We start from the raw sequence: 16792 nt of genomic DNA on the forward strand, positions 1-16792 counted from the left end.
TATGCGATTTCTCCTGCCATTTATGCTTCTGACTGGCTTTTGGGCAAAGGCCCAAAGTCTTGATGAACGAATGGTACTTGATATAAATACCAACCGGAATACGGCCTTCGACGAATTCAATTTTCATTTGAGTCAATCCGCTGATTACGTGGCTGTGGCTACACCGGCTTCACTTTTGTTAGTTGGTTTTATTCGTGATGATCAAACCTTGAAACGTAGAGGTCTTGAATCTGCCATAGCTGTTCTGGGTTCCTACGGAGCCGGTTATATCATGAAAAACAGCATCAAGCTTGAGCGTCCTTTTATCACTAATTCCTTAATAATTCCAGTTAGAAGAAAGGATGGATACTCTATGCCATCCGGCAGTGCAGCTGTTGCCTTTGCTTCCGCCACTTCACTGACCCATACTTTCCCGAAATGGTATGTAGCTGTGCCTTCATTTGGCTATGCCGGAGCCGTGGCTTATGCCCGGGTACGCTCTGGTGAGCATTATCCTTCTGATGCTTTGGTTGGGGCAGTTATTGGGACTGGCTCCGTGTGGATCAGCCATAAATTGATGAAGCTGATTAATAAGAATTAGGCTATCCGCTGGGGCCTATCCTCCCAGAGTAAAACATCCACTTCCACTTCATTCCCGGCCTGTGATTTTTCAAAGTGGGTATCAATGACTTTCCCGCCTAAATTCAGATAGAATTGTTTTGAGGCTTTGTTTTCTGAAAGAACACTAAGGTAGAGCGATTGTTCAGGTCGCTGTGATTTTACCCAATCAAAACTTTGTTGCATGAGCTGAAGGCCAAGTCCCCGTCCATGAAAGTCACTTCGGACGTGGAGATTATCCAGCAAAGCTCCGTTTTGAGGGTCATGATCTAGAAAGGTGCACGCAAAAGCCACAAGCTCATTGTTTTCCTCAACAAGGATAACCTTTCTCAGTGAATTACCTTTTGAGAATCGCTCTTTCCAGACGTTTAAGCGGTCTTTTTCAATGGCTTTACCAAAATAATCCTCATCGAAAATGCCACTGTAGTGCTCTCGCCAGCTTCGGGTATGCAGAGCTGCAATGCTGGTAAAATCACCGGAAAGAGCATCTCTGAAGATCATTTGAAAAGAATTTAATCTAGAATACGTGGACCGCTCTGATTGATTTTTGAGACAAAAAGATTGGTGTCAATTTCACCCTGATTGAAAACCTTTTTCATCGCCTGTCCGACTTTTTCGGCCGTTTCTTTGCCCTCGCTAAAAGCAAAAATTGATGGACCCGCACCTGAAATACTGGCTCCCAAAGCTCCGTTAGAGATCGCCGTTTCCTTTACTTCATTGAAATAAGGAATCAGGATAGAGCGGTTGGGCTCAATCAGATAGTCGGTCATCGAGCGACCTATTAAAGGATAATCATCGGTCATTAATCCAACCACTAAGCCAGCCACATTACCCGTTTGAGCGATGATTTTTTTGAGGATAGCCTCCTGCTTTAAGATGATGCGGGCGTCTTTGGTATTGACCTCAATATCAGGGTGTACAATGGAAACGTAAAGGTTCTCAGGCGTATTGATTTTGACAAAATCAAGTGGTTCATAACTTCGGATGATCACAAAACCACCAAGTAGGGCTGGGGCCACGTTATCGGCATGAGCCGCACCACAGGCTACACGCTCGCCTTCCATGCTAAACGGAAGAAGCTCACCTGTGGCCATTGGTTCGCCCAATAATTTATTGGCTCCAAAAACACCGGCTACCGAGCTGGCTGAACTACTGCCCAAGCCGCTACCAAGAGGCATTTTCTTATGGAGTTTGATGTCAAAACCCTGCTTAATTCCAAGTTTTTCTAAATATCGAAGAATAGGAACGCTTACGGTGTTTTTCTCAGGATCTTTGGTCAGTTTGCCCTCATCTCCGGTAATTTCGGTGATAACGATTTGGTCGTCATCTCTTTTGGTGAGAACTACCTCATCACCGGGATTATCAACGGCCAGGCCGAAAATATCAAAACCGCAGGCGACGTTCGCTACAGTAGCAGGGGCAAATATTCTTATACTTTCGGCCAAGTTTTTATTTCTTTTTGAATACAATTTATTTCAGCATGGAGCTCAGGCTGATGATATCAGCAAAGACGCCCATGGCTGTTACCTCAGCACCAGCTCCCGGTCCTTTTACCACCAAAGGATTTGTTCTGTAACGCTCTGTTGTAAAAGCAATAATGTTCTCAGAACCAGCCAGATTGAAGAATGGGTGAGCTCTGCCGATGGCCTCAAGACCAATCGATGCTTTTCCGTCTTTTAAACGGGCAATGTACCTCAATACCTCACCACGTTCTTTGGCTTCATTGATCAGGCTCTCAAAACGACTGTTATCTTTTGCCAGCTCGACATAAAAATCCTCCACAGAAGCGGCTTTGACACTGTCGTCATTCAATAATGGCTCGATTTTTACATCCTCCGGCTCCAGTTTTAAACCGGACTCGCGGGCGAGAATCAAAATCTTACGAGCCACGTCCATTCCACTCAAATCTTCACGCGGGTCAGGTTCGGTAAAGCCTTGAGCTTTTGCTTCCTTAACTACGTCTACAAAGCTTTGACCAGCTTCAAAATTATTGAAAATAAAGGCCAACGTGCCTGAAAGTACAGCCTCTATCTGATGAATTTCATCACCGCTGTTAATCAATCCCTGAAGCGTATTGATAATCGGTAAGCCGGCTCCCACGTTGGTTTCGTAGAGAAACTGAACGTTATGTCTTCGGGCTGTGGTCTTCAGTTCATCATAAGCCTCCTGTGTGCTGCTATTTGCAACTTTATTTGGGGTAATGATGGAGATGTTGCTTTGCAGAATGCCTTTATAATGCTGTACGATGTCTTTATTGGCTGTAGAGTCAATGAAAACAGAGTTGGCGAGGTTGAGTTCTTTAACATCTGAGATAAATTCGCTCAGGTTGGCCTTTTCACCTTTCACTAATTCCTCTTTCCACGAGCCTAGCTCAATACCTTCTTCGTTAATCACCATCTGGCGACTGTTGATGAGGCCGGTAATTTTGATATTGAGATTATTATTGGCTTTGAGATAGGCTGACTGCTTATTGATTTGACTCAAAAGCGTTTTGCCGATCAGGCCCGTCGGTCCAACAATAAATACATTAAGGGTAAAGCCATCGACCTCAAAGAAGCGTTCGTGAATAGCATTTAGGGCCTTGCTGATATCTTTTTTGCTGATCACCACAGAGATATTCAGCTCAGAAGAGCCCTGTGCCACGGCAACTACATTGATGCCGTTTCTTCCGAGAACAGAGAATAGTTTCCCTGAAGTGCCTGAACTTGATTTCATGCCTTCGCCTACAACAGCAATGATGGAAAGGTGCTCCTGAACTACGACTTTATCGATGTCACCGGCGGCGATTTCCTGCTCAAAACCTTCTTCGATTAAATCTTTCACCCGCTCAGCGTCCGTCGGGTTAATGGCAAAACAAATGGAATGCTCAGATGAAGCCTGAGAGATCAGGATCACAGAAATATGGTTTGCAGCCAACAGGCTGAAAAGTTTCGCCGAAACACCGGCAACGCCAATCATTCCATTCCCTTGCAAATTCACAAGGCTGATATCATCAATAGATGAAATGCCGGTTATAGAGTACGCCGTGCTGCCACTGTGTGATGAAACTGTAGTGCCGGGGTGCTCAGCATTGAACGTATTTAAAACTTTGACCGGAATCTGCTTTTGAAAAGCCGGTGTAAGGGAAGGTGGATAAATCACCTTTGCCCCGAAATGCGAAAGCTCCATCGCCTCGGCATAGGAAATCTGAGGAATGGTAAAGGCTTTTTTGACTTTTCTTGGGTCAGAAGTCATCATTCCGTTTACATCTGTCCAGATTTCTATAAGATCTGCGTTTAAAGCAGCTCCAATAATGGAAGCCGTATAGTCTGAACCACCTCTTCCTAATGTTGTAGTAACGCCAAGATCGTTTGTAGCTACAAAACCCGTTACACAAAGAACTCCGGAGTTCTCATTCGCCATTTTTTGAATGTTGGCGTCTGTAACCTCGAAATTGACGTTTGCGTTATTGAAATTGCTGTCTGTTTTAATGACCTCACGGGCATCAATAAAGCTGGCCTCTGTGCCTCTGGCATTCAGCGTCGCCGAAATGATGGTGGTGGAGAGTCTTTCTCCAAAACTCAAAAGCAGGTCCATCGTTCGCGGAGAAATGTCTCTGATCAGCGAGATTCCTCTCAACAAATCTTCAATTTCGTTGAAAATGACCTTGATTTTGGCGATCAAGCTGCTTTGTTGTTTTACTCCTATGAGTCCACGAATGGCATTGAAATGCCTTTCTTCTACAGAATGAAGGTGCTCTGAATACTCAGTATCGCCACTGGCCGCCATTTTGCCTATTTCAATGAAACGGTTGGTTACTCCACCCATAGCCGAGAAAACCACAGCCATACTGTGCCCTTCTTTTACATTGTTTTGGATGATCTCAATGACCTGGTTGATGCTTTCAACCGTACCGACAGAAGTGCCGCCAAATTTTAAAACCTTCATTCTTAGCGTTTAGAATATATATGAGCTTTAAAAGAATCATGCCATTTTGGGTAGCTGATTCACATTTTTAGCCCTGAAAAGCAAACGGCTGCAAATATAGGAATTATAGGTCTTCTGCTTTGCTAATCTTTTGAATTATCATGCTTTTTAGATGCTTTGCAAAACGCTTTTAAGTCGCATTTGTATTATTCAATATCTAATTCGATATTTGTTGAACTAATTAATGCTTTCCTTAAAATGATAACGACTACATTCAAAGCCTTGAATGATGACACCCGACGCTCTATTATGGAGCTTTTGAAGCAAGGCGAAAAATCTGCCGGCGATATTGCCGGGGAGTTTAACATCTCGAAACCAAGTATTTCTCATCACCTTGATCTGCTCAAGCAGGCCAATCTTATCAAAGCTAAAAAGAAGGGACAGTACATCTATTATTCTCTGCATACCCGCTCTTTAGAAGAGGTTTTCAGATGGTTTGTTCAGTTTAAGCCTGATGAAAGGGTGCACTTGAGAAAACCTAAAATCAGATTAGTGGCTTCCTGATTAATTAAGCCCTTTCGGTTCTGGAAGGGCTTTTTTTTGGTTTAGAAAGGATATCCTATACCCAAATTGAAGTTAAGCCGGTAAGGGTTATTTACCGTATTACCTTCAGCGTTTGTTATTTGTCGTTTAAAACGGAACTCATCGAGGACAAAACGGTCACCTTCATCTCTTGAAGGGTCCATGACTTTTATACCCCAGTCAAATCTGAACTGGAAATAGGAGAGGTCGTACCGGATACCAAAACCGGTACCCACTGCAAATTCTTTGTAGAAGCGTTTGAAATCAAAATTAGCCTTATCAAACTTCGCAGGAGTATTGATTTGATGCCATTTCCAGATGTTACCTGCATCCACAAAAGCTGCCAGTTGTATATCCCCGAAGAAACGGGCTACTTTCTTACGGACTTCAAGGCTTCCTTCCAGTAAGATATCTCCAGCCTGAGGAATAATGTTTCCACTTGCTGTATCCGGAAAAGCTGAGCCAACCCCCAAAGCTCTGGGTGACCAGGCTCTAACTGAGTTACTACCTCCTACAAAAAAGTTCTTTTCATAGGGCAAGGATTTGTTTCCGTAGGGGTTGGCTACGCCAAAATTCAGGCGATATGCGAGACTGCTGCTTGGAGCCAGATTAACGTATCTGCGGTAGTCCACATTAAGCTTGATAAACCTGAAATACTTTCTGACGGTATCGGGTGAATTGAAGTCAGACCGTAAAGGAAACAGCTTCTCGATAAAACCAATCTGATCCTTATTTTGAGAAAGATTAAGCAAGGTTCCGCCGGATTCGATACTGATTCTCAGGAACTTTGAGCTTCCGTAGGGTTCCTGTAAATTTTGGTCGTTATAAACGTAAGATCCGTTGATGCTGCTTACAAATTGTGGGTCAAAAGTGGTTTTGATATTATTTCCCAGATTGGCTTGGTTGACCAATTCATCATAGAAACTTTTGCCGGCCGGGTCATTCAGGTTGTAGTTGGTATTAATCAGGTTAGCGTCAAGTGGAGAAAAAATGATGGTGGTATGTCTGGAAGGCTGCCAGCGGTAAGTGCTGGTTAATCTGAAGTTTAATCGATTACCCCAAAAGGGCTCAGAATAATTAAATCCGGCTCCGAATTGAGATCTTGGGTTTTTCAGTTTGAGTTTCTCAATGTCTTTACCGAAAAAACTGATATTCGGATAAGTTACACTCAGGTTAGTGCCTATTTCCCAGCTACCTCTCACGTCTGTTGTACCCAAGGGGGAAGGCTGCCCTTCTCTGAAAATTCGGCCGCTAGCCTCAAAAAGTTCAAGTCTTTTCGTCCAGTTTCTGGCTGTCAATGTTACCGGTACACCAAAGCCTAGGAAGCTGGAGCCACTGTTATAAACGTGGTTTAAACCAGGACCGGTGCTAAAGGAGTACTTTGGCATTTGAGGGGCGAAATACTCAAGTGTTACTTCATCGTCGTTGATCGGGAAAACCTGTGAGCTCGCGAAAGAGAACTGATTTAAAAGTCCGATTTGCCTTTGTGTTTCAGAAACTGAACTGACGTCATAAAGCTCGCCCGGGCGGGTGGTGACTTTATTATCCAGGAGTCTTTCATTGAGGCTTTTATTCAGCGTAATATACTTAACGCCATTGATGACAGTGGTATCCGCGGAAACATTGACGTCTGTATTATAAGGGTCAAATCCTTTGAAAATAACCTCACTAACCCGATAGCTTTTGTGTCTCGCATTCCCCGGCGGGTTTAAAACCATTATTCTCAGGTTTCCGTGTTTTTCCTCTTCGAACTTCTGCAAATCATAAGAATGATTGAAAGCTTCATGCTCGATATATTGACTTAAAAACTCAAAGTATCCGTTTTCCTTGGCTAAAAGTTCAAGTCGGGCTTTTTCGGCCTGAACTTTACGAATATCAAAAAGATCTCCGGTTTTTATTCTTCTTTCATCCTTATGGGCTGTAATAAGGCTGTCCAGTTTTCGGTCGGGGATGTCGTAAAAAACGGTATCTATTCTATAGCCCCGGCCTTCTTTTATTTCATAGGTTAATTTATATTTTTCAGTCGTGATCAGAGTGTCCAGATCATAAGCAACTGAGGCATCTCTATATCCGATATCTTTGAGGTAACGCTCAATTCGCCCTGAGGTTTCTTTCATGTCCTCCTCACTGAGAACCGTTTGAGGTTCGCCTATATTTCTCCAAAACCATCCGTTTTCCTTTTCAATATTCTCTTCAAGTCTGCTCGTTTTGCGTTTAAGCTTAGTTTTCGCCCTTTCAGTTTTTTGATTTCCGGTATATTCTGTCGGGTATTGGGCTAATTGACGTTCGGCATTGAGTAATTTCTGAGCTTGTTTTGTAGAATCATAGGTATTCAAACCAAAATTGTACATCCAAACCCTTGGAGTGAATTGTATAAATGGAAGATTTAGCGGCTTGCTGTTTGGTCGCTGTTCTAAGGGTATAAGGTCAGCCAAATCTTCGCTATGAATGGCCGAGTTGCCACTGAAATCTTGTTCTGCTAAAAGGTATTCGTTTTCTTTGAGCTGAATCTGGCGACTGCAGGAAAAGGCTGTGATGCTAAAGGCCAGCAGCAATATGTAGTTGATAGATGTTTTCAATACCTCCTGATAGAAAAAGAAAGCTTTATTTTGATAACGTTAAAGTGCTAAAAAAGTGATTGGCCTTAGTAAACAAAAGCAAAAATACATTCAATCATTGCATAATAAAAAATACCGTAATCAATATGGTGTTTTTCTGGTCGAGGGGCAAAAATCGATCCACGAGCTTCTGAATTCTGATTTTGAGATCGATGAGGCTTTCCTGACAGCAGAAGCCTCGGAAAGTTTAGGCTTAAAGTTGAATGTAACAATCTGTAAAGCAGATGAAATATCAAAGGTGAGCTCCTTCAGGTCAAATAGCTTTGGCGTATTAGTGGTCAAAATGAAAGAAAATATACCTCCTGACCTCAATGTCAAAGGCTGGATACTTGTCTTAGACCAAATCAATGATCCCGGAAATCTTGGTACAATTATTAGAACAGCCGATTGGTATGGTGTTAAGCATATTGTGTGTTCAGAAAACACGGTGGAGTTTTATAATCCAAAAGTAATCAGCTCTACCATGGGTTCGTTCAGTCGAATTACTCCTTATTATGCAGATATTTCTTCATTTTTGGAGCAATGCAGTTTGCCTGTTTACGGAGCCTACCTGAACGGTGAAAACGTGCACAGGCATCAATTTCCGGAATCGGGTGTGTTAGTGATAGGTTCTGAATCGCATGGTATTGATCGGCAACTGGAAAGCCTGATCACTCGAAAAATAACAATACCTTCTTTCGGAAAAGCAGAATCACTTAATGCCGGCGTGGCCACGGCCATTTTACTTGATAATATTAGTAGAGGCTGATCATGGGCTGAGTCGCTCTCTTATCCAGTAATTTTCTTTCTTCGTATAAATCAAACGGTCATGAAGACGACTTGGTCGACCCTGCCAAAACTCTATGCTCTCAGGCAATAACCTGTAACCGCCCCAATAAGGTGGTTTCGGAATAGGGTTGACTTCCCTGAATTTCTCCTCCAGTAGTGCATTTTTTTCTTCCAGAACCGCTCTTGAATGTATAACCGAGCTTTGATTACTCACCCAGGCTCCGATTTGGCTACCTCGGGGGCGACTATTGAAATATTGGATAGACTCTTCTTCCGATACTTTTTCAATTTGGCCTTCAATCCTCACCTGACGTTCCATATGATCCCAAAAGAAAGTTATAGCAGCCACGGGGTTTTGAGCCATTTCTTCACCTTTATGGCTGAGATAATTGGAGAAAAATACAAACCCCGCGTCATCAAGACCCTTTAAAAGGAGAATTCTGGCAGATGGCTTTTGATTTTTAATGGTTGAAAGTGTAAAAGCATTGGGTTCTTTTACCTCGCTTTCTTTGGCCTCTTGCATCCATTGATGAAATAGAGCAAATGGCTCCATTCCCGCTTCAGATTCCAGAAGTTGTCCTTTGGTGTAATTGACCCTCATCCCAGAGAGTTGTTCATCTTTATTCTTCATTCCAACCATTTCTGTCATTTCGGCGTATTATTAATAAATTGCAGCCCAAATATAGAACCAAGATTCTGGTGAAAACAACTCCGGTGGGTCGGAGCCGATTTTTTTCGGATTGATTAAAACTTAAGAAATGAACGTAAACGAAGAGAACAAAGACGAGCTGGCTAATATGCCTGAAGAGACAAAAGGTAAAGAAGGCGTGATTAATGAGGCTGTAAATGGTGGAGAAAACCAGGCTGTAGAAGAAAAGGCAGAAGAGCCGTCAGTTGAGAAAAAAGAAGAGGAGGTGCCTAAAGAAAAAGAAGCTACTCCGGAACCGGAGGTTATAGAAGGGGAGGAAACAGAAGAATCTGTCCTTGTTGAAGCTTTCTCAGAAGAACCAACAAAGGTTGAATCTGTAGTGGAAAAAGAGCCGGAAGTTGCTTCCGTAGAATCTGCTGAAGAAGATAAAGGTAAAGAAGAAGCTTCCGGTGAGGATATTGAGGAACTGGAAGATGATACTGCAGAGCATTTCTCTTCGGATGACATAGATGTTGACGGTTACGATAAAAAGGACTTTGTAGCTTTGGCAGAACGCATGGCCGATGCTATCAAAAAATCAACCGTCAATATTAATGACGTTCGTAATATTGACGCAGTATATAAGGATATCAGAAGTGCCTATGATGAAATTCACGGTTCAGAGGTAGACGAGGCCAAAGAAGCCTATATCAAAGCCAACGGTTCTGACGATGGTTTCGCTTACAAAAACGATAATTACGATATTCGTTTCGAGTCTTTGATGATTCAGATCAGAGATGAAAGACGTGATTTCTACAAAAAGTATGACGCTCTTCGCGAGGATTATTTTGAGCGAAAAACCAAATTACTTGATCGCCTCAGAGAGGTTGTAGATCAGGAAGAAAAAGGAGGCTCAAAAGAAAACTGGGAAGCATTTAAGGCCATACAGAATGAGTGGCGTGATGCCGGCAATGTGAGCTCACCGCATAATGGAGCCCTTTGGTCTGCTTATAATGCTTTGCTTGATCGTTATTTTGACATCAGAAGTATTCAGAATGAACTGAAAGAGCTTGACAGAAAGAAAAACCTGGAAGTTCGGGAAGGTTTTGTAGAGAAGGTTGAGGAGATTGCCAAAAGCCTGGCAAATCAGGAGCTGACTGGTTCTATCATGAAAATGGCCAATGAGCACCTGAATGAGTACAAACATACCGGACCGGGGCCAAGAGCTGAGCAGGAGAAGCTCTGGGAGCGAATGAAGGCTGCGTTTGATGTCATTTATGATAAAAAAAGAGCTCAGGATACTGAGGGGCAGAAGCTCATGGAGGAAATTTATACCGCTAAAGCCTCGCTGGTTGAAAAACTAAAGCCTTATGTTGAATTCGCGAGTGACCGGATTAATGACTGGAACGCCAAAACCAAGGAGGTTCTTGAGATTCAGGAACAATGGAATAAGCTGAAAGGCCCGATGCCTCGTGATAAAGCAAAAGATACAAGTAAGGCTTTTTGGGGAGCTTTGAAGGGTTTCTTTAAAGCTAAGTCGAACTTCTTTAACGAACTTGAAGCAGAGCGGAAGGTTAACCTTGAGGCCAAAGAGAAGTTATGTAAAGAGGTGGAAGATCTTGTAAAAGAGGGTGACGTTTCCGCCGATAATACCAACCGGGTGATTCAGCTTCAAAAGGAATGGAAAGGCGTTGGTCATGTACCTCAAAAGCAAAAAGACAGTATTTACAAAAGATTTAAAAAAGCTTGTGATGCATTTTTTGATCTGAAAAGAGCCGGAAGTGCCGAGCAGCAGAAAGAATACGAGGAAAACCTCAAGGCTAAACAAGATTTGTGTGCGTCTATAGAGAAAGAGGTCAAAGAAAAGGATACAGACTTATCTAAACTGCCGGAGTACAAAAAGCAATTTAATGAGATCGGATTTGTGCCCAGAAAGGACATGAAGAAGATTCAGAAACGTTTTGTAGATGCCATCAACTCTTATGTGGTAAATACGACTGAAATCGATAAAGACGAAAAAGATAAACTGCTTTTGAAAAATGAAGTTGATGTTACCCTTAAAACCGGTGGTAATCCGAAAGCGATGCATCGTCAGGAAAATGATTTGAGAAGAAAGCTGAAATCCCTTGAAGATGAAATCAATCAGCTGAAAACAAACATTGAGTTCTTTGGTCGTTCAAAAGGTGCAGAGAAAATCAAAGCTGAATATGAGAAGAAAATCAGTAAAGCTGAGGATGAGGCGGTTAAGATCAAGGATAAGATTGATCTGATTAGAGCTGCCACAGAATGAAGAGAAAGCTGTGGATAACTCGCATTAATTTTTTTAAGTAAAAGGTTTGCATTGTTATTCTGAGCTTATACTTTTGCATCACAATTTCAAAACGGCATCAAAATTGTAGTTTGAAACTGTGAAAAAGCCTCCTTAGCTCAGCTGGTAGAGCAACTGACTTGTAATCAGTAGGTCGTTGGTTCGATCCCGACAGGAGGCTCTTAAAAATGAAGGAGTTACAGAAATGTAACTCCTTTTTGTTGTGCCCGTTGCGTAACAAATTGCGTAACAAAAGACTCAATACCAAAACTTGTGGAGAGGTCATTATTCGGAGAGGTTTGAAAAAGCCTAAATAGGTAAAAATCAATAGTTCTAGGACCGCGGAAATGAGGTCTGAATGCATTGATTTTGGTATTGAATAACCTCAAAGGATCCTTTGTACTAAAGTAAATCAAGATGGTCTAATAGTGGATTTAGATGGTCCTTGCTGACGTATTTGGGATTTTTGGGTCCCGCTGTCTCTGCTGTCTCATTTTGATTTCAATTCTTCCTCTTTTTGAGTCTTTCAGGTCTGTCTTATTCGTGTTCCTCATCAGAATTCTTTAACCTTGTGTTACCAATATTTTTCTGGCCTTAAGCCTTTCGATTTATTAATAACCTTACCCTATGAAATTTGTTAGATTTCTGACTCTATTTATCAGTTTCAGCTTTTTTACTCGGGTTCAGGCCCAGCAATGGGAGACCTTAGACCTTTCTACCAGCTGTACCAAAAGACACGAGGCCTCTTTGGTTTCTGTGGGCGATAAAGTGTTTTTGCTCGGTGGCCGGGGTATTAAACCGGTAGAAATTCTGGATACAAAAACCCAAACCTGGACCAAAGGGGCTGATACGCCTATAGAATTCCACCACTTTCAGGCCGTGGCCTATGATAATGAAATCTACGTGGCTGCGGCGTTTACGGGGACTCAATTGTTTCCTCATGAGACGCCTATTGAGCATATGTACATTTATAATGTTGATTCAGATACCTGGCGAGAAGGTCCGTCTTTACCTAAAGATCGCCTGAGAGGGGCTGCCGGCTGTGTGGTGTATGATGATAAATTATACTTTGTTGGCGGAGCTTTGGATGGCCATTGGGACGGGCACGTTACCTGGGTGGATGTCTTTAATCCGGAAACCCAAAGCTGGCAAAAGCTTGCCGATGCTCCTAATGCCCGGGATCATGTAAGTATTGGGGTAATTGATGGTAAAATCTACGTGGCGGGCGGCAGACGTACTTCCGGAAAAATCGGGAAGTTTCTGGATTTAACAGAAGCCGTGGTGGACGTCTATGATATAGCAAACAATAGCTGGGAAACCTTGCCTGCGAGCTCAAATATCCCTACCCAAAGAGCAGGTGCATCTGCTGTGGTGATGGATCAGCAATTGCTCATTATCGGTGGCGAAAGTGGTGTTCAAAAGCAAGCTCATAATGAAGTGGAAGCCTTTGATCCTGAAACAGGGCAATGGAAGAAATTGTCTAGTCTGAACCGTGGACGACATGGCACCGGGGCGGCTCTCATCAACGGTAAAATATACACAGCAGCCGGTTGCGGAAACAGCGGAGGAACTCCTGAGCTGGATTCGGTGGAGGTGTACGAATAAAAGGTTCTGCCAAAGAAACTTTGATTTGTCGTATCCCAACCCCTTTAACCCTATGAAATTGAAAATACAACTGACTATCTTTTTTGCCTTTGTATATACCTCTCTGACTTTTGCTCAGCAGGTTGATCCACCCGGCCTTGAGTTTGTTTGTGAACTCAAAGTCACCACCGACCCTACCATGATAGTCGGTCAAACGACTCATGGCGAGAGACGTATTATTCCTATCACTGGCGGAACGTTTGAAGGACCAAACATGAAAGGCGATGTGCTTGCCGGCGGTGCTGATTATCAGTTTGTCAATGAAACCGGAAGCCGAACAGAGATAGAAGCCATTTACAGTATCAAGACCGATGATGGCGTTTTGATTCATATCCGTAATGTAGGTCTGGTTTATCGTAACCCTGAAGTGATGGCTGCCTTGAAGGCCGGTGAGCCCATCGATTGGTCAAAAGTCTATTTCAGAGCTGCACCGAAATTTGAGGCACCGGCCGATAGTCGATACGATTGGCTTAATAATGCTCTTTTCGTTTGCAAAGGTATCCCTACCGGGCAGGGTTATGTTAGAATCGTTGTCTGGAAAGTATTATGAAATACGTCCTTCTACTTGTTTCCGCACTGCTGTTTTCCTTTATCACCTTTACGGAGGTGGATTGGATAGAGGCGGGTTCCGGTGAAACGCTTCCTGTTGCTTTTGAAATTGAGAATCCCGGCGGGAAATTGGGCTTTGTCAATGCTTTGGGAGAGTTGGAAACGAAAAAACATCCTTTCTTTGAGCCTCTGGGAACCAACGGCCGTGCCTGTGTCACCTGCCATCAGCCGAAAAACGGTATGAGTCTTTCGGTAGAAACGTTGAACGAGCGATGGGAACAAACACAAGGCAAAGATCCCGTTTTTGCTGCCATTGATGGTTCTGATAATCCCAAGTTGCCTCAACATTTGAGAGAATCGCATTCACTTTTACTCAACCGAGGCCTTTTCCGTGTGGCTTTGCCCTGGCCGGTCAAAGAAGATCAGGGTCTGCCGGTAGAGCCTGAATTTACCATTGAAGTGGTCTCTGATCCCACAGGAGTTAACCTTGATCCTGATTTGGGACTGTATAGCTCCAATCCGAAAATATCAGTTTATAGAAGACCCCGACCGGTGGCTAACATGACCTACGTGATGTCGCCAGACCCCCGCTTTAATATCAAAACAGGTATTTTAGCCGCCACCGACCCTGAAACCGGAAAGACCGTAGGCATGAACATGCTGGCGGATAGTCGCTTTTACACGCAAAAAGAGCAGGCTTTGGATGCCTATTTCGGGCATATGGAAGGAGTGAATGGCCTCACTCCAGAGGAGTTAAATCAGCTCGTTGATTTTGAAAATAACCTGTTTATGGCTCAAAGCCATGATCGTTGGGGCAATCCGTTGGTGGTCAATGGTAAACCCGAAGGTCTTGGTCCTTTAGCCATGAAAAATAGTCCTGTCCATATTTTGGGCAACAGATCTGAGAGCCCCATTTTCCATTATTTTAATGAATGGCTGACGGATTCAGAGCAAACTAAAGACTTAACGGAAGAACAAAAGGAATTCAGACGCTCAGTGGCTCGTGGTAATGATATTTTTATGTTCCGTGAATTCTGGATCAGGGATGTGACGCATATCAACAGTATCGGACTGGCGAATCCTATTCGACGCAGCTGTTCCACCTGCCACAATGGTCAGATGACTGGCATGGACATTGCCCCCGGCTGGGTGGATTTGGGCACCACCAATTATCCCACCTGGACGGATAATGTGATGGCCATGGAGGAGTCGGAATTGCCGGTTTTTAAATGTACTTGTAAAGAAGACGCCCCGGCCCACCCATATTTGGGCAGGGTGATTTACACCACTGATCCCGGTCGGGCCCTGGCTACGGGCAAATGCACTGATATCGGTGCCATCACCATGCAGCAGTTCAGGGGACTTTCGGCCCGTGCCCCGTATTTTGTGAACGGCTCGGCAGCTACTTTACTGGAGCTGGTTGACTATTACGACCGCCGTTTTGATATGAAACTAAAGGAGCAGGAGAAAACGGATTTGGTCAATTTTTTAAGTGTATTATGAGACAGACATTACTTCTTATTCTCAGCCTCCTTGTCTGTGGTTCTGTTTTTGCTCAGCAAACACCACCTGAAAATCGTCGTGTTTTTGTGGCTTGTCCGGTTGTCAAAGATTCGGAAACTTTGCCCTGTTGGCTGGCTGAATATGAGGGAGAGACTTATTATTTGGGACAACAGGGTCGAACTTCTTCCGTGTTTTACCCACCACAGCTGAAACACAAAGTGCTGGTGGAAGGGACGGTTAATGAAGATCTTCAATACTGCGGAGGTCTTTTTCTCGAGGACGTCGTGATCTCCGTTTTACCCGAATTGAGCTTGGAATGCAATACCATTTTGCCCGCAACACCCGGAGTGAAACCACCGCCGCCATTGCCTAGAGCCTTACGACCACAATTTGAGGACAGCACCCGGCATTTTAGTATTTACATGGATTTTGATAGCGATTTTCTGACCTATCACCGTTCAGGAATCATTGACGAGGCCGACCGAATTGCAAAGATTTACGGACTGAAGAAAGTCAAAATCAGGATTTCAAAAGGGGCAGTATTGCTCTCTAATGCTGAGGTGATGATTGAGAAAGATATTACCCTAAAAAGACGAGCAGATAAACTCAAAACCATTTTTGAGCAATTGGGCTATCAGCCGGAAGTCCATACTATAGCTGAAGCCATAAAACCTGATGGACGGGCTGATCACCTTAATCGCCGAATTGATATTGAATTAATAAATTAACGACCTTTCCCTTCTTTCCCTTCGACAGGCTCAGGGAACGAAGGAAGCATAAGCTATGAAACACTTTTTATCCCTTTTCTTTCTGTTGCTAATCGGGCAGGCTGAAGCTCAGCAAATCTACCGTCTGTATAACGGACCGGCTCCCGGCAGCGAAAACTGGAATTTTGAGGAGCAGCGAAATCTCGACAAGGACGGTAGCCTGCTTTCATATACCGATGTGGTGAATCCTGAGATACAGGTTTATTTGCCGAAGGCAGAAAAGAGTACCGGTACGGCCGTGGTGGTGCTTCCCGGTGGAGGAATGCGACAGCTTTTTGTGGGGCGTGGTTTTATGCATATTGCTGATTGGCTCAATGAAAAAGGTATCGCTGTCATCTTTTTGAAATATAGGCTGAACAGCGATAAAATTCCCGGAGAGTTCAATGACCCGCCGTTTTCAATGGAGAATATGCCTCGGGTAAAGGTGCATGAATTTGAAAAATTCAAAAAAGGCAATGCCAATCCCGCTCCCGGTGAAAAAGGAGATATGGTGGCGACGATGGCGGGCGATGATCTCAAAAAGGCGATACAAATGATCCGTGAAAATTCGGTCGACTGGCATATCGACCCTGAGAAAGTAGGTGTTATGGGTTTTTCTGCCGGCGGTGGCGTTATTCTCAATTCCATAACCCGACCAGAGCATCTGCCTGATTTTATCGCTTCCATTTACGGCCCGGCCTTGAATGAAGTGGTGGTGCCTCAGCCCACCATGCCGCTTTTTATTGCGGTAGAGGCAGGCCACATGAATGTGGCCGCAGGCTGCTTGGGCTTATTTAAAGAATGGAAAGCCGCCGGTGGCTCCGCCGAGCTGCACATCTATGCCGAAGGCGGCGGCCCGTTCCCTTTTGAAGGAAATGAAAATACCTCAGATAGCTGGAAAGATTCTTTTTTACTTTGGCTTACTCACCTTGGATTTTGAATC

The 16792-nt window shown here is 43.7% G+C and carries 14 protein-coding genes and 1 tRNA gene; 10 read left to right on the top strand and 5 right to left on the bottom strand.

What is annotated here, in order from left to right:
* Window position 1 precedes the first annotated feature (1 nt).
* Window positions 2-580: a phosphatase PAP2 family protein gene (locus AFM12_RS00815; protein WP_082391142.1), complete on the top strand. Its 579-nt coding sequence runs from the start codon at window positions 2-4 to the stop codon at window positions 578-580.
* On the opposite strand, the gene AFM12_RS00820 is transcribed toward AFM12_RS00815, so the two are convergent.
* Genes AFM12_RS00820 through thrA form a run of 3 tightly spaced genes read right to left on the bottom strand, consistent with a single transcriptional unit; the run spans window position 577 to window position 4524 of the window.
* Complete coding sequence (locus AFM12_RS00820) at window positions 577-1098, bottom strand: GNAT family N-acetyltransferase (RefSeq protein ID WP_055143213.1); 522 nt, start codon at window positions 1096-1098, stop codon at window positions 577-579. The two genes, AFM12_RS00815 and AFM12_RS00820, sit on opposite strands and share 4 nt — an antisense overlap.
* 11 nt (window positions 1099-1109) lie before the next feature.
* Window positions 1110-2042: a homoserine kinase gene (locus AFM12_RS00825; protein WP_055143216.1), complete on the bottom strand. Its 933-nt coding sequence runs from the start codon at window positions 2040-2042 to the stop codon at window positions 1110-1112.
* A gap of 25 nt (window positions 2043-2067) precedes the next feature.
* Entirely contained in the window at window positions 2068-4524 is a 2457-nt protein-coding gene (gene thrA / locus AFM12_RS00830) for a bifunctional aspartate kinase/homoserine dehydrogenase I (RefSeq protein WP_055143218.1), read from the bottom strand.
* Window positions 4525-4761: 237 nt separating this feature from the next.
* Here thrA and AFM12_RS00835 point away from each other — a divergent pair, with 237 nt between their 5' ends.
* Complete coding sequence (locus tag AFM12_RS00835; RefSeq protein ID WP_055143220.1) at window positions 4762-5067, top strand: autorepressor SdpR family transcription factor; 306 nt, start codon at window positions 4762-4764, stop codon at window positions 5065-5067.
* Between the two features lie 41 nt (window positions 5068-5108).
* On the opposite strand, the gene tamL is transcribed toward AFM12_RS00835, so the two are convergent.
* Window positions 5109-7664 carry a translocation and assembly module lipoprotein TamL gene (gene tamL / locus AFM12_RS00840; RefSeq protein WP_131458140.1) on the bottom strand — a complete coding sequence of 852 codons (2556 nt, stop codon included), beginning with the start codon at window positions 7662-7664 and terminating at the stop codon, window positions 5109-5111.
* A 55-nt stretch (window positions 7665-7719) separates the two neighbouring features.
* Here tamL and AFM12_RS00845 point away from each other — a divergent pair, with 55 nt between their 5' ends.
* Window positions 7720-8451, top strand: a complete 732-nt coding sequence (locus tag AFM12_RS00845; RefSeq protein WP_374754260.1) for an RNA methyltransferase — start codon at window positions 7720-7722, stop codon at window positions 8449-8451.
* Here AFM12_RS00845 and pdxH read toward each other — a convergent pair whose 3' ends face one another.
* Window positions 8452-9120, bottom strand: coding sequence for a pyridoxamine 5'-phosphate oxidase (pdxH, locus tag AFM12_RS00850; RefSeq protein ID WP_229308443.1), 669 nt, complete (start codon window positions 9118-9120; stop codon window positions 8452-8454).
* A 109-nt stretch (window positions 9121-9229) separates the two neighbouring features.
* Between pdxH and AFM12_RS00855 the strand changes: the two genes are divergently transcribed.
* From AFM12_RS00855 to AFM12_RS00885, 7 genes are all read left to right on the top strand, one after another.
* Window positions 9230-11389: a DUF349 domain-containing protein gene (locus AFM12_RS00855; RefSeq protein ID WP_055143224.1), complete on the top strand. Its 2160-nt coding sequence runs from the start codon at window positions 9230-9232 to the stop codon at window positions 11387-11389.
* Window positions 11390-11515: 126 nt separating this feature from the next.
* A tRNA-Thr gene (locus AFM12_RS00860) sits at window positions 11516-11588 on the top strand.
* Between the two features lie 446 nt (window positions 11589-12034).
* Window positions 12035-13012 carry a Kelch repeat-containing protein gene (locus AFM12_RS00865; protein ID WP_055143226.1) on the top strand — a complete coding sequence of 326 codons (978 nt, stop codon included), beginning with the start codon at window positions 12035-12037 and terminating at the stop codon, window positions 13010-13012.
* 52 nt (window positions 13013-13064) lie between these two features.
* A complete protein-coding gene (locus AFM12_RS00870; RefSeq protein WP_055143228.1) occupies window positions 13065-13601 on the top strand; it encodes a DUF3237 domain-containing protein in 537 nt (178 codons plus the stop codon).
* On the top strand, window positions 13598-15103 hold the full coding sequence (locus AFM12_RS00875) for a hypothetical protein (RefSeq protein ID WP_055143230.1): 1506 nt from the start codon (window positions 13598-13600) through the stop codon (window positions 15101-15103). The genes AFM12_RS00870 and AFM12_RS00875 overlap by 4 nt, the downstream gene beginning before the upstream one ends.
* Complete coding sequence (locus AFM12_RS00880) at window positions 15100-15831, top strand: hypothetical protein (RefSeq protein WP_055143232.1); 732 nt, start codon at window positions 15100-15102, stop codon at window positions 15829-15831. Before AFM12_RS00875 ends, AFM12_RS00880 begins: the two co-directional genes overlap by 4 nt.
* 55 nt (window positions 15832-15886) lie before the next feature.
* Window positions 15887-16789, top strand: coding sequence for an alpha/beta hydrolase (locus tag AFM12_RS00885; protein WP_157687249.1), 903 nt, complete (start codon window positions 15887-15889; stop codon window positions 16787-16789).
* Window positions 16790-16792: the final 3 nt, after the last annotated feature.

It is taken from the genome of Jiulongibacter sediminis (genome assembly GCF_001306455.1).
GTDB classification, from domain to species: domain Bacteria; phylum Bacteroidota; class Bacteroidia; order Cytophagales; family Spirosomataceae; genus Jiulongibacter; species Jiulongibacter sediminis.

What these genes read in the sequence shown, in the direction of transcription:
- AFM12_RS00815 (WP_082391142.1), top strand. Translation starts at nt 2, where the DNA reads ATGCGATTTCTCCTGCCATTTATGCTTCTGACTGGCTTTTGGGCAAAG.
- AFM12_RS00820 (WP_055143213.1), bottom strand. Translation starts at nt 1,098, where the DNA reads ATGATCTTCAGAGATGCTCTTTCCGGTGATTTTACCAGCATTGCAGCT.
- thrA (WP_055143218.1), bottom strand. Translation starts at nt 4,524, where the DNA reads ATGAAGGTTTTAAAATTTGGCGGCACTTCTGTCGGTACGGTTGAAAGC.
- AFM12_RS00835 (WP_055143220.1), top strand. Translation starts at nt 4,762, where the DNA reads ATGATAACGACTACATTCAAAGCCTTGAATGATGACACCCGACGCTCT.
- pdxH (WP_229308443.1), bottom strand. Translation starts at nt 9,120, where the DNA reads ATGACAGAAATGGTTGGAATGAAGAATAAAGATGAACAACTCTCTGGG.
- AFM12_RS00855 (WP_055143224.1), top strand. Translation starts at nt 9,230, where the DNA reads ATGAACGTAAACGAAGAGAACAAAGACGAGCTGGCTAATATGCCTGAA.
- AFM12_RS00865 (WP_055143226.1), top strand. Translation starts at nt 12,035, where the DNA reads ATGAAATTTGTTAGATTTCTGACTCTATTTATCAGTTTCAGCTTTTTT.
- AFM12_RS00870 (WP_055143228.1), top strand. Translation starts at nt 13,065, where the DNA reads ATGAAATTGAAAATACAACTGACTATCTTTTTTGCCTTTGTATATACC.
- AFM12_RS00875 (WP_055143230.1), top strand. Translation starts at nt 13,598, where the DNA reads ATGAAATACGTCCTTCTACTTGTTTCCGCACTGCTGTTTTCCTTTATC.
- AFM12_RS00880 (WP_055143232.1), top strand. Translation starts at nt 15,100, where the DNA reads ATGAGACAGACATTACTTCTTATTCTCAGCCTCCTTGTCTGTGGTTCT.
- AFM12_RS00885 (WP_157687249.1), top strand. Translation starts at nt 15,887, where the DNA reads ATGAAACACTTTTTATCCCTTTTCTTTCTGTTGCTAATCGGGCAGGCT.